The organism is uncultured Psychroserpens sp., from assembly GCF_947494225.1.
In the GTDB taxonomy this organism is placed as follows: Bacteria; Bacteroidota; Bacteroidia; order Flavobacteriales; family Flavobacteriaceae; genus Psychroserpens.
On record NZ_CANLUG010000009.1, the window covers coordinates 71,413 to 86,045 of the forward strand.

General features: G+C 34.8%; 6 protein-coding genes. All 6 read left to right on the plus strand.

Annotated features, from left to right (window positions below; all coding sequences use genetic code 11):
• Positions 1-29 precede the first annotated feature (29 nt).
• The 6 genes from Q0893_RS17600 to Q0893_RS17625 all read left to right on the plus strand — a co-directional run bounded on the left by Q0893_RS17600 (position 30) and on the right by Q0893_RS17625 (position 14,623).
• On the plus strand, positions 30-4,871 hold the full coding sequence (locus Q0893_RS17600) for a T9SS type B sorting domain-containing protein (protein ID WP_299278174.1): 4,842 nt from the start codon (positions 30-32) through the stop codon (positions 4,869-4,871).
• A gap of 73 nt (positions 4,872-4,944) precedes the next feature.
• Complete coding sequence (locus Q0893_RS17605; RefSeq protein WP_299278177.1) at positions 4,945-7,272, plus strand: choice-of-anchor L domain-containing protein; 2,328 nt, start codon at positions 4,945-4,947, stop codon at positions 7,270-7,272.
• Positions 7,273-7,348: 76 nt separating this feature from the next.
• A complete protein-coding gene (locus tag Q0893_RS17610) occupies positions 7,349-11,227 on the plus strand; it encodes a hybrid sensor histidine kinase/response regulator transcription factor (RefSeq protein WP_298904210.1) in 3,879 nt (1,292 codons plus the stop codon).
• Between the two features lie 359 nt (positions 11,228-11,586).
• Positions 11,587-12,810, plus strand: coding sequence for a hypothetical protein (locus tag Q0893_RS17615; RefSeq protein ID WP_298904208.1), 1,224 nt, complete (start codon positions 11,587-11,589; stop codon positions 12,808-12,810).
• A 32-nt stretch (positions 12,811-12,842) separates the two neighbouring features.
• Positions 12,843-13,823 carry a hemagglutinin protein gene (locus Q0893_RS17620; protein WP_298904206.1) on the plus strand — a complete coding sequence of 327 codons (981 nt, stop codon included), beginning with the start codon at positions 12,843-12,845 and terminating at the stop codon, positions 13,821-13,823.
• Between the two features lie 5 nt (positions 13,824-13,828).
• Positions 13,829-14,623, plus strand: a complete 795-nt coding sequence (locus Q0893_RS17625) for a T9SS type A sorting domain-containing protein (RefSeq protein ID WP_298904204.1) — start codon at positions 13,829-13,831, stop codon at positions 14,621-14,623.
• Positions 14,624-14,633 lie beyond the last annotated feature (10 nt).

Below are 14,633 nucleotides of genomic sequence, written 5' to 3' on the forward strand. Positions count from 1 at the left end.
TTATAATATCATAACTTAACCGCTTACAAATGACATTTTTGAAACAATCCCTCAACATTATCGCATGTCTTTTATGCTTCACAATTGGTGCACAGCAGATTAGTATAGATAATTCAATTTCAGAACAAAATCTTATTGAAAACAACCTTATTCAAGGTTGTGTAGAAACATCAAATATTCAATCTCAGTTTAATGGTCAAATTAATGGCTTCAATAGTTTTGCATATTTTGAGCGCGCTGGTTCTAACTTTCCTTTTGAAAACGGTATTATGCTATCAACTGGAAATGCAGCATCTGGAGGGAATACTGTTAATACTGCTGTATTAAATGAAGGGCAACCCAATTGGACTACAGATCCAGATTTAGAGGCCACTTTAGGTATTACGGGAACTTTAAATGCTACGTCTATAGAATTCGATTTTATTTCGGTAGCGAACCAAATTCAGTTTAATTACATCTTAGCCTCGGAAGAGTACTTCAGTAATTTTCCTTGTGAGTACTCAGACGGTTTTGCTTTTCTTATTAAACAAGCTGGAACTAACGATCCATATGTAAATATCGCTGTTATACCTGGAACTTCAACACCAGTAAATACAAATACAATCCACGACGAAATTGTTGGCTTTTGTGATGCTTCAAACGACCAATTTTTTGAAGGTTACAACCTTGGCGACACCAATTATAATGGTCGTACAACTGTAATGACTGCTACTGCAAGCATACAACCAAATGTTCAGTATCATATCAAACTAATTATAGCCGATCAAACAGATAAAAATTATGATTCGGCAGTATTCATAGAAGGGAACAGTTTCAACTCTACTGTTGACCTAGGTGCAGATATCCAGACATGTGCTGATCAAGTTACTCTAAATAGTGATATCGAAAACACACAAGCAACCTATGCTTGGTTTCAAGATAATGTTCTTATGTCAGGAGAATCGCAACCAACGCTTAATGTCTCACAAACTGGTAATTACCGTGTAGAGATTTCTATACCATTAGCAGGTTCAACCTGTCTTATTGAAGATGACGTTAATGTTACATTAAGTTCAACGCAATCTGCTGAACCTATATCAGACTATGAATTGTGTGATGATCCTAGTGCAGATGAAATGGAACTTTTTGATTTATCTTCAAAAGATACAGAGGTCATTGCGGCAGTTCCTGCTTCAAGTTACGCTGTAACCTACCATCTCTCATCTAATGATGCTCAAAATGCCACAAATGCCATATCTGGCACATTTCAAAATACATCTAACCCTCAAACCATCTTCATAAGAATTGAAGACACAACAAATGGTTGTTTGGCTTTTCAAAATTTTGACTTGGTTGTTAATCCTTTGCCTGTTGTTTCACAACCTACAATTTTAACGACTTGTGATGATAGCACTGCCGATGGGTTTACCACAATTGACCTATCTCAAAAAGACGATGAAATTACTAATGGCAACTTTGATCTCTCTGTGACGTACCATTTGACGCAAGATGATGCAAATAATGGCGTTAACGCTATTCCAATGCCTTATGTTAACACCAACCCTAATGAAACACTTTTTGTAAATGTTACGAATGTAAATACAGGCTGTTCAACAACAACAACTTTAGATATTGAAGTATTAAACAACCCTGTCATAAATACAGATAATCATTATATAGAAGCTTGTGACATAGACCATGATGGTTTTGCAAATTTCGACTTAACATCAATAATTAATAATGTCTTAGAAGGTTTGACTGGTGTAACAGTTACCTTTCATGAAACTCAAGAGGATGCAGATCTAGGTATAAACCCTATTGCAGACGATTCTAATTATGCCAACATAAACAGTGATGAACAGACTGTATTTATTAGAGTTGAAGACTCTAATACAGGTTGCGCCTCTACAACACCTATTGAGATTCATACCAATTTATTATTGACAGCAACAGATATAAGAGATTTTAATCACTGTGATGAAAACAATGATGGCATTCAAGAATTCGATTTAAATAATATTACCGAAATTATCATCTTTGATGTTGAAGACGTGATGGAATATGATGTTGATATTGCATATTATCTTACTGAAGAAGACAGAGACAACCAAGTTAACCCAATTGATACTTCGGTTCCGTTTATACCTACTACGAATCCACAAATTTTATACATTACGCTTACCAGTCCTGTATGTCAAGAAATATCTCAAATTGAATTACTCATAAACCCTATAGTAGAGTTTGCTCCTATTGAAAATCAAACAGAGTGTGACACAGATCAGGATGGCTTTACTCCAATAGACTTAAGTGCTTATGATCTTTTAGTAACCAATGGTTTGCCTAATTTTACAGTAACTTACTTTGCCTCTCAAAATGATGCAGATAACAATACTAACCCCTTACCTACTATTTATACTAACATATCTAATCCGCAAACTTTTTTCACAAGAATTACGTCTAACGATACATTTTGTACAGATATAAATTCTTTTGAAATTGAAGTACTGCCTGCACCTTTATCAAATCAACCTATGGATATTGTTATCTGTGATGATGATCAAGATGGTATGTCTATAATTGATTTGAATTCTAAAATTTCAGAATTAGTAGCAGATACTGCCGACAGGGATATTACTTTTTATAATACGCAAATTGATGCAGACTTAAATACAAACGTTATTGGTTCAGCATCATCCTACTCTGCCAGTACAGAAACAATTTTTGCAAGGATCGAAAACACAATCACGGGTTGTTATTCTACAGAAAACTTTCAAGTTATTGTGAACACGCTTCCTGTTTTTGAGGCTATTTCAAATTACAAAGTTTGCGAAGATGAAAGTGACGGGATTGGAGATTTTATATTTTCAACAAAGGATGCCGAAATTTTAAACGGTCAAGCAGGAAAAGAAACACGTTACTTTTTAAATCAGTCGGATGCAGATAACAACACAAATGCTATTGATAAAACGGTAGCCTATCAAAACGTATCTAACCCTCAAACTATTTTTGTTCGTGTTCAAAACATAACAGATATTGATTGCTACGGAACCTCATCTTTTATAATAGAAGTTGGAACAAATCCTGTATACAATGAACCAACAGACTGGTTCGTCTGTGATGATATATCTAATGATGGGATTGAAACTTTTGACCTAAGCACGCGAGTTCAAGAGATTTCAGAAGGTATTAACGATACGCTAGATGTTACATTCTACACATCATTATCTAATGCCGAAAATGGTATTGATGCCTTACCGCTACAGTTTACAAATACTGTAAATCCACAACGTATTTTTGTGGTTATAGATAATGGTACGATTTGTAATTCAATTACAAGTTTTGAATTAAACATTATTCAATCGCCAGAAGTAAATCCTGCAGGACAAATTACAATGTGCGATGAAGATTATGATGGTATTGTAACCTTTGATATCACACAAGCCGAATTTGACATTCTGGATGTGAGACAAGATGATATTACAGTAACCTATTTTGAAACTATAGATGATTTAGAAGCAAATACCAATGCCATTCAAAATCCTAGTAGTTATACAAATCTCACCAATCCTCAAACGGTTTTTATTAGAGTTACTAACACAATATCTGATTGTTTTGTAGCCGTACCTTTAGAGTTAGACGTTAACTTACCTCCTGCTATTAACGACTTTGGTGTGTATCAAATTTGTGACAATGAAAATAACCAATTCGATTTATCTGAAATAGACGCCACACTACTCGATCAAACTGCCAATGTATTGGTAAGTTATTATGCCTCGGAAATGGACGCGCGTAATCAAGAAAATGCTTTAGACAGCAATTATAACTATCAAACGAATAACGATGCTTTATTTGCAAGAGTAGAGTTTTCTACGACACATTGTTTTACTATTTATGAGTTCAACTTACAAGTGAATCCTTTGCCTGTTGCAAATCAACCTGACAGTTTAGAGGCCTGTGATGATGACTTTGATGGTTTCTTTGCCTTTGATTTAACACAACAAAATGCTCAAATACTAGGAGGACAAAATCCAAACACGTTTACAGTCACATATCATAACGATGCTATATCTGCCAACAATGGCACTGCCGATTTAGGAACAACTTACGAAGCGATTAATGGTGAAACAATATTCGTTCGTGTTGAACATAATATAACTGGATGCCATAGCACCACTCAATTTATGACTGTTGTTTTTGATAAACCAGTTGTAGATATTGATGACCAGGTCATCTGTTTAGAAAATTTACCACTAATAGTAAGCGCAAACACTAATAATGCAGGAGACACCTATTTATGGTCTACAAATGAAACGACACCAGAAATAGAAATTACTCAAATTGGAACATATTCTGTAACCGTAACAACTCCTAATGGTTGTGAAACAACACGTATATTCTCTGTATCAGAATCTGAAGCAGCAACTATCGAAATTACAGAGACTGTTGATTTTTCGGATCCAAATAACATCACTGTAACCATTAGTGGTATAGGTAACTATCTCTATCAACTGGACAACGATCCTCCTCAAGAAACTGGCTTTTTTGAAAATGTGAGCCTAGGATATCACACAATAACAATTATCGATTTAAATGGTTGTTCTGAAGTGACTAAAGAAATTGTTGTCATCGATGCTCCAAAATTCTTTACACCAAATAACGATGGTTACTTTGACACTTGGCACATCACTGGCGTAGAAACTTTAACTGGAACAATTGTATACATCTATGATCGTTACGGAAAATTACTCAAGACCCTAGACTCAAATTCAAGAGGTTGGGATGGTCAATACAACGGACATTTAATGCCTGCAAATGACTATTGGTTTGTAGCCAATGTTAAAAAAGACAATATATCTTTTCAGGTTAAAGGTCACTTTTCTTTACGTTTATAATCTATTAATCTTAACATTTTTTAAAGCATAACTAGGCATTCAATGTGTATCTTTGCAATCGGAAAAATTGCAAATGAAATCCATTTTTAAAGTTATATTATGCCTGTTTTCGCTCTCTGTTTTTGGGCAAAACATTACCGTAGATGCGCAATCATTTACACCACAACAACTCATAGAAGATATACTCATTGACAGTGAATGTATTGATAACGTGATTGTAACTAATGTTGTAGGTGGAAATTTTGACAACTCAGATCAAAGTTATGGCTTTTTTGATGCTACTGGAACATCATTTCCATTCGAAACCGGAATCGTAATGAGCACTGGGAGACTTTCTAATGTTCCTGGACCAAATACGAGTTTGAGTGATGATACCGCTGCAAATTGGAATGGTGACAACGATTTGGAAACTATTCTTAATGAAACAGGCACTACGAATGCCACAATCTTAGAGTTCGACTTTACTTCTGTGGCTACTCAAATTAGTTTTAGATATATTTTTGCTTCGGAAGAATATCAAGACGGCAATCCAAATACCTGTGAATTTTCCGATCTCTTCGGTTTTTTGATACGACCTGCAGGAGATCAACAATACACTAACATAGCTTTAGTACCTGGAACACAAACACCTGTTAAGGTCACCACTGTACACCCAGATCTTCCAGGCTGTGATGCAGAAAACGAAGCCTATTTTGAAGGTTTTAATGGTGCTGTATCTCCTATAAATTTTAATGGACAAACGACCATACTAACGGCAACAGCCGATGTTATACCTAATCAAACCTATCATGTGAAGTTGGTTATTGCTGATGAACAAAATTTTCGGTTTGACTCTGCTGTATTTCTTGAAGCTGGTAGTTTTAGACTTTCAACAGATTTAGGTCCAGATCGCTTAATTGCCAACGGAACGGCAATATGCGGTGACGATACCTTTGTAGTTCAAACTAACGAACCTGGTGCAACAAATACCTACAGATGGTTTAAAGATGATGTTGAAATTATTGGAGAAACCAATGCATCCTTAGAGGTTGATGATGCAGGTTTGTATAGTGTAGAGGTTACCAAAGGTACTTGCCTTTTATTTGGTGAAGTCATTATTGAATACGCCGAAAACCCAATAGTCTTTGATTCGGTATTAATAGAATGTGATCAAAATCAGGATGGTTTAACGCAGTATAATCTATTTGATATCGAAGGAGCCGTAACCAATAATGATTCTTCTGTTTTTATTAGTGATTTTTTCTTAAACGAAAATGATGCCGAGCAAAATATCAATGCCATAGTAGGTGCCAATATTTTTCAAAATACAATACCATTCCAAACGGTATATGCAAGAGTTGTCAACCAAGCCAATTGTTATAGTGTTGCCGAAGTAGAGCTCCAAATTTCAAACAACATCATCAATATTGCGCCTCTAGAAGTCTGCGACGATGATATGATTGATGGATTTACAACGTTTAACTTGAACGATATAAGAACAGCAATAGCGCCTCAAATTCCAGTGGATGCAACCGTAAGTTTTTATGAAGCTGAAGAAGACGCCTTTTTAAACACCAATGCCCTAGCAAATACATTCCAAAATACAACACAGGACATACAAACAATATTTGTAAAAGTTGAGAGTAATAATCAATGCTATGCTATCTCCACTGCAGACCTTATTGTACTTTACACACCAATATTAATGGAAGATGAAACAGTCATCTATTGCCTCAATACCTTTCCTGAAACCATTACACTAATTGGTGGCGTATTAAATGATTTGCCCAATAATTATTATTACGAATGGTTATTTAACGGAGGGACCACGTCTGTAAATACTACATTTAATGATATTAACGAACCTGGAACCTATACGGTTATAGTGACTGATCCTAATGGCTGTTCATCAAGCAGAACTATAACTGTTTTACCTTCTAATGTAGCGACTATAGACAATATTGTGGTAACCGAAGGCTCAAACAATAATACGGTGAGTATTGAGGTCTCAGGTGAGGGTGACTATGAATTTGCTTTAGACAATCCGGATGGAACATATCAAGAGTCATCGATATTTACTAATGTTGCACCAGGTTTTCATACCGTGTTTATTCGTGATATTAACGGTTGTGGGATTACCGAAAAAGTAATTTCTGTGCTCGGGTTTCCAAAATTCTTTACACCAAACGGCGATCCTTATAATGAACGCTGGCAAGTATATGGAGTTAATTCGGAGTTTAATCAAGGGACAGATATCAAGATTTTTAATCGCTACGGAAAGCTACTCACACAGTTTGATAACGAAAGTGTGGGATGGGATGGCACCCTAAATGGCCAAGCCTTACCAAGTGATGACTACTGGTTTACTGTAACCTTAATTGATGGCAGAACTTTTACCGGCCACTTTGCATTGAGACGCTAATACGTTAAAAAGCATCACTCAAAAAACTCATATTTATTATTATTACTTAACTTTAAGTACAAAATATGAGTTCTTAATGAATCGAATCCTTTACGTTGTTCTTCTTTTTTTGGTAGGCCTTAGTTGCTTTTCCCAGGATTCAAAACAAAAATCTTTTCGTGAATTAACAGTAGCTCAAGGTTTATCTCAAAATAGTGTGGTTTCTATTGCTCAAGATTCTACAGGCTATATGTGGTTTGCAACTCAGGATGGACTCAACAAATACGATGGCAGGCAATTCACTTTTTTTAATAAACAATTTGAAGACGTTACAAGGCCAACTTATAGTAAACTTGGTAAAATATATGTTGATAGAGATAGTAATTTATGGATTATAAGCAACTCTGGTATCTTAGAAAAATTTAATACCAAAAGTCAAGAATTTAAAACAATTAACGGCATAACCAATACCAGTGTTATTTTTCAAAATACAAAAGATGATTATTATATTGGCACCTTTGGTAATGGTTTGCACAAAATAGATGCTAAATCAAAAGATACTGTAAGTGTATTTAAAAACGAGATTAACAGTTTAAATACTTACGATATTATTGAGTTGAACTCAGATAACTATATCGCGACGTCTTCAAATGTGTTTTTAATAAAAGAAAATACTATTGAGAAAATTAACGTTGAAGGCAATCTTACTAATTTCAGTGCACTTTCAGTTTGCAAAAATAATACGGTATGGTTGGGTAGTTTTAGTCATGGACTGTTTTACAAACCTATAGATTCTGAAGGTTTCAAACAATTTAAACACCCAAACTTACCTCCTACTTTAAACATCCAAGATTTATTAATAGACAATAACAATAACCTATGGATCGCAACATATGGTGATGGCTTATATATTTTAAATCAGAAAACAAATCAGATTGAACATTTTACAGAAAACAAAGACAACGCTTATGCTCTGCATTATAATGACGTTCTTTGCTTGTATCAAGATTACACTGGCACAGTATGGCTAGGAACAGATGGTGCTGGCTTGAGCTATTATGACGAACACCTTACTAAGTTTAATGTGATTACTAATAGCCAAACACCGAAAAACGTAGTAGTTGATGTTATAAGAGCTATTACATATGACGCAAACAAGACAATGTGGCTTGGTACTTCCGGAAAAGGTTTAACCTCAATTAATTTAGACCAAAATATTTATAAAACCTATACCACACAAAACTCAAATCTGGCAAGTGGTAGGATAATGAGTTTGTTGTCTGATGGTAACAATCTTTGGATTGGTCATCAAGGTGAAGGTCTACAATACTTAGATTCTTCTGGTAAGTTTGAAACAATATCAGCATTAAAAGGAGAAACGATTTGGAAAATTTTAAAACACAATTCCAATCAATTTTGGATGTGCACACGAGATAGCGGTATTATATTATTTGATAAGGATAAAGGGGTTTTGGAACAATTTACCTCCGATAATTCTGGCTTAACTTCTAATAATATAAGAACCTTAGAAAAGGGAACAGATAACATCATTTGGATTGGTAGTGAAAATAATGGGCTTTTCATTTTTGATACTAAATCAAAAACGATTAATCCTATAACCTCGATTCCTGATAAAATAAAATCCTTATACTACGATAACAGATACTTGTATGTAGGAACAAATGGAAACGGTTTGATAAGATATCATCCGATAAACAAAAGCATCAAATCGTACACCATGGAATTTGGTCTATCCAACAATGTAATTTATGCTATTTTACCTGATGAAAAGGGCAATTTATGGTTAAGCTCAAATAAAGGTATTACCAGATTTAATCCTTTAGACAAACAAAAGTTTTATGTAGAAAACTATACAGAACATAGCGGTTTACAATCGTTTGAATTCAATACTGGTGCCTATTTCAAAAGTAACGATGGTACACTTTTCTTTGGAGGATTAGAAGGCATTAATTGGTTTTCTCCTAGCAGTCTCTCGACCAATACGGTACAACCTAAGACCGTAATCTCTAAATTCGAAATTTTCAATGAAGAGCAAGAAATGGTGCCAATGACTACATTTCGTCATGACCAAAATACAATAACCTTTACTTTCGCTAGTTTGCATTTTTCAGAGCCATCAAGAAACTGGTTTCGTTACAAACTACTTAATCATGATGACAATTGGTCAAAACCCGATTATAATAATGCTGCTCATTATACCAATTTACCTGCCGATAAATATACTTTTTTAGTGACTTCAAGTAACTATGAAGGTATTTGGAATAAAGAGCCAGCGAGATACTCTTTTGTCATATTGAAACCATGGTATAAAACCAATTTGGCCTATACCATTTACGGACTCTTACTGGCCTTAGTCATATTTGCAATATTTAGCTATTTTAAATTCAAGTGGAAGCTAGAAACACAAGTACGTTTAGAGCACGCAGAAACGGAGCGGCTAAAACAAATAGATGAATTCAAAACAAAGTTATATACTAACATTTCTCACGAATTTAGAACGCCATTAACACTCATTTCTGGACCTATTGATCATCAACTTTCTAGAGAAACGCTTGAACCTTCAGATCGTGAAGAACTCAACCTAGTAAAACAAAATGCTAACAGATTACTTAATCTGGTGAATCAAATGCTGGATTTATCACTCATCGATTCAGGACAATTGCGTTTACAAGTAGAGGAAGGAAATCTTAATATTCTTCTTAAACAAATCGTAGCAGCATTTCAGTATAAAGCCAATGAAAAACATATTAAAATCGATAGCAATATTGAAAACCTAAAGAATGTGTGGTACGACACCGATCTTATAGAAAAAATTGCCTCCAACCTTCTATCAAATGCTATTAAATATGCCCCAGAGCAAAGTACAATTATTATAGATGCTAATGCGTTGGAAAACAATCTCGTTTTATCCGTAATTAACATAAATAAGACCATTTCTAAAAAAGACTTTGAAAAACTATTCCAACGGTTTTATCAAGATGATGAAGCGTCCGATGGCGTTGGTGTTGGACTCGCATTGGTAAAAGAACTGGTAAATTTATCTAAAGGAAGCATAACAGCTAATACTGTAGATCAAAACAAAGTACAATTTACGGTTACCTTACCAATTCATAAAAATGCATTTGAGGTTTCGGAAATGAAAAATGAATCGAAAATCATAACAACCTTAGAGACTTTGGATCTTGAAGTGAATAAAAATGCTGATGCTCCACTCTTACTCGTTGTTGAAGATGATAAAGACATTAGAACCTTTGTGTCGTCAATATTTAATAATACCTACAACATTATTGAAGCCGAAAATGGCCAAGTTGGTATTGATATGGCCATACAATATATTCCTGATGTTATTATTAGTGATGTGATGATGCCAATTCAAGACGGTATTGAACTATGTAATCATCTAAAATATAACGAATTAACAAGTCACATTCCAATTATCCTCTTAACAGCTAAGGTTGGTGATGACAACGAGATCGAAGGTTTAAAAACTGGAGCCGATGCTTATGTTACGAAGCCTTTTAATAGTGATAAACTCAAATTAAGAGTTAAAAAACTTATTGAAAACAGACAACAACTTCAAAAACATTTCAGTAAAGATTTTACAATTAATCCAGAGTTGTCTATTACGTCTACTGAAGCTGAGTTTTTAAAACGATTAAAAACGGTTCTAGACGAAAAAATCACAAACGTTGATTTTACCAGTGAAGCGTTTTCTGAGGCGATGTTTATGAGCAGAACACAACTCCATAGAAAACTAAAAGCTATTGTTAACATGAGTGCTTCTGAATTTATACGAGCACAACGTTTGAAATTAGCTATTGGCTTGCTTAAAAAATCTGATGCTACAGTTTCTGAAATAGCTTATCAGGTTGGATTTAATACTCCTTCTTATTTTATTAAATGCTTCAAGGACGCATACAACTGTACACCTAGCGAATACATATCAAAAATCTAACATACTGATTTACAGATTTTTAAAATTAATTTTCAATACATGTAACATATGTTCTATGCTTTGAAACATATCTTCTATCCATAACTATACCTTCTCTATAATTTTACATCAATCAAGAATTCAATAGCACATTTTTAGGATGGACAATAAGGATCCAAAAGAGACAGATGAAAAGATATACCTGAGTATTGACCATCTTAAAACGGGTAAATACAAACTCAATATTCTATTGAAAAATGAAATTATTAAGACGATAAAATTTATCAAACGATAGTAAAGAAGCTATTAATCAGTTGAGTAAAGGGAGTAACAAAAAACGTGGAGTTAGCGTTGCTTCCTTTTCTTTTAAAATTCACATTATGAAAACGAAACTCACACTATTTTTCTTATTATGTATCCTCATAGGATATGCTCAAAACGGTATTAATTACAAAGCCGTTATTAAAGACGACAACGGCAATGTAATAGCCAATCAGTCTGTGACACTTCAACTCACCATAAGTGAGAACGCTACAAATGTATATCAAGAAACGCATGTTGAAAGTACCGACGACAATGGAATTCTAATAGTTGGCATCGGTGAAGGTGCCTCTTCATTGGGCGATTTCGCAACTATAGATTGGGGAAGCAATCCACACTTTCTAAAAGTTGAAATCGATACTGGTGATGGTCTTGTAGATGCCGGAACATCACAATTTAAAACAGTGCCCTATGCCCTGAGTTCGGCCGATGCATCTTGGAGTAAATCTGGAGCTGATATTTATAGAGTTTCAGGAAACATTTCTATTGGTAGTAATACACCAACAAATGCCAAAACAAGAATTCTTCATAACAGTACTATTTTCTCTCCTCAATTATTCCTTTATGAAGATCAATTAGACTTTGCCCGATTAAATTTTGGAGGTAGTAATAGTGCTTCTATTTGGGCTGTAGCTGCATCTGTTTATGACGATCCTGTAGCTAGCAGGTTCAATATTTATAACTCCAACTATGGAGACATCATGTCTATAAGAGGTAATGGTCGTATTGGAATTGTTAATGCCGAACCTGAACAAAAACTAGATGTTAACGGTAAAATAAAAATCGCAGACGATAACACCACTCCAACAGAGGGCACAATGCGCTACAACAGCGTTACTAAAAATTTTGAGGGTTATGATGGTAATAATTGGGTTATACTTAATAACAACCCTTCATTTAATGTAACCACAATTACTGCACCAGATAATGATACTCAAAACTATACTGATTTCACATTTATCTCTGGTAGTCGCATCTCATTTTCTATTGACTTTAGTGCTCCTATGAATATATCTTCTGCAGTAATTGGTAGTTCAATACTTATTGGAGATGATGGTACTGGCACTGGAACTATGAATTGGTCTAATGGAGATACACGATTAACCATTACTACAGATCAAAGCTATTTTGATCTTTCTGCAGATTGTTTTAGTGGTGTACCAATAATTCTAAAAGGGGATGGCATCAATCAACTTCTTGATGCAAATAATCTCACCATTGATGGCGATGATGATGGTGTTGCTGGCGGTGATTTCGTTGTCATTTTTGTTACTATTTGCTAGATCGATATTTACTAATAAAAATAATCAAACTCATGATACATAACATATACAACATAGGTCTACTCTTTCTTTTAACCTCAGTGAATTTAAATGCTCAAACTATAGAAAAGTTTAGTATTGATTCAGGAGGACGTTCTACAACAACAGGAAACATTCAAATCACCTATACCTTAGGCGAAGTTAATGTTCAAGAAATAAATACACCCAGTGTTTCTATTTCAGAAGGTTTCATCAACGCGGCATTTAGAATTTTAATTAATCCAACTGTGTTTTTGCAGGGGCCATCACTTATACCAACAACAAACGGTTTAATGAATGACGCCCTGCGTGAAAACGGCAGTATACCCACTACGAGTCCATACGAAGATAATGCCTCATGCAACGCTTCTATATTTAACGTAACAGGAAACAACGCTATAGTAGACTGGGTTTGGTTAGAGTTGCGATCAGAAAATAACAATCAACGTCTCATTAACGGTCGTTCTGCCCTAGTACAGCGTGATGGTGATATTGTGGATGTAGATGGCGTATCCTCTGTTATTATGCAAGCCGCACCGACCAATTATTTTGTTGTTGTAAAACACAGAAATCATCTTGGCGTTATGAGTTCGGCAGCCATTAATTTATCAGATCTCAGTACGACTACTGTTGATTTTACAGACAATAGTTTTTCAACTTTTGGAAACAATGCTCAGGTCATTTTGAATTCTGGAGATACAGCACTTTGGTCTGGAGATACTAATGGTGATGACAGCATTATATTTTCTGGAGGAAATAATGACGTTAACCCAATTAAGGATTTCATATTGGCCGACCCCAATAACATCTTAAGCTTTATTACATATGCCTCTGTAGGATATCTTTTTCAGGATATTGACTTAGATGGTTTAGCCAAGTTTTCAGGCGCTTTAAACGACAGTAATGTTATTAAAGACAATATACTCAATCATCCCGGCAACTTCTTAAACCTACCAACATTTACAATAAATACAACAGTTCCACCAAAACAATAAACATCATGAAAAATCTTTACACATTTCTTTTTGCTTTTGTAATAACCATTTCTGGTACGTCTCAGAGCTACCAATTTGGTATTGTAAACAATGATAATTACAGTTTCTCAATAGTTGCAATTCCTGATTTTGATGGAACCGACACCGATATCTCAGATGTTGGTTTTGCAATCATGCTTCCAGCTGGAAATGCAGACATTATCAATAGCTCTCAATTTAATGGACGAAATTGGACACTCAATGAAGTAACAGCAACTCAATTAAGCGGTTTTGGATTAGGTGACGGCACGCGAGACGCATTTGTGCTAAACTTACCACCTGGACAATCAATAGTCTCACATACCACTAATAACCCAATTGTGTTAGTGTCTTTTGATGTAAGCAATTCACCTACATCAGGTGCTATAGAAATCCTAACCAATGCCGATCCCATTGCTATCGGACTTGGAGGTGTTGTTGATAGTTTTTACAACGCCAATATTGACGAGACCACCACTCAAAATTATTATGGCGGCATAGCATCTGGTCAAGAAAATTTTATGTTTGAAACTTTAAGCACAGAAGATATTGAACTAGAAAATTATACCATTTCGGTGTATCCAAATCCAGTCACAGATCTACTGCATGTATCATCAGAGTTAGCTATAGAAAAACTCACACTCTATGATATTCTTGGTAAAGAAATACTTGCACTAAAAAACACGAATAATCTAAGCGTAGCCCATTTAGAATCGGGCAGCTATATCCTTAAAATTCAAACTCCAATCGGTGATTCAACAAAACAAATCATTATTAAATAATTTAAAACAT

Excerpts from the sequence above, each read along its gene's own strand:
- Q0893_RS17625 (WP_298904204.1), top strand. The coding sequence starts at position 13,829 with ATGAAAAATCTTTACACATTTCTTTTTGCTTTTGTAATAACCATTTCT.
- Q0893_RS17615 (WP_298904208.1), top strand. The coding sequence starts at position 11,587 with ATGAAAACGAAACTCACACTATTTTTCTTATTATGTATCCTCATAGGA.
- Q0893_RS17605 (WP_299278177.1), top strand. The coding sequence starts at position 4,945 with ATGAAATCCATTTTTAAAGTTATATTATGCCTGTTTTCGCTCTCTGTT.
- Q0893_RS17620 (WP_298904206.1), top strand. The coding sequence starts at position 12,843 with ATGATACATAACATATACAACATAGGTCTACTCTTTCTTTTAACCTCA.
- Q0893_RS17610 (WP_298904210.1), top strand. The coding sequence starts at position 7,349 with ATGAATCGAATCCTTTACGTTGTTCTTCTTTTTTTGGTAGGCCTTAGT.
- Q0893_RS17600 (WP_299278174.1), top strand. The coding sequence starts at position 30 with ATGACATTTTTGAAACAATCCCTCAACATTATCGCATGTCTTTTATGC.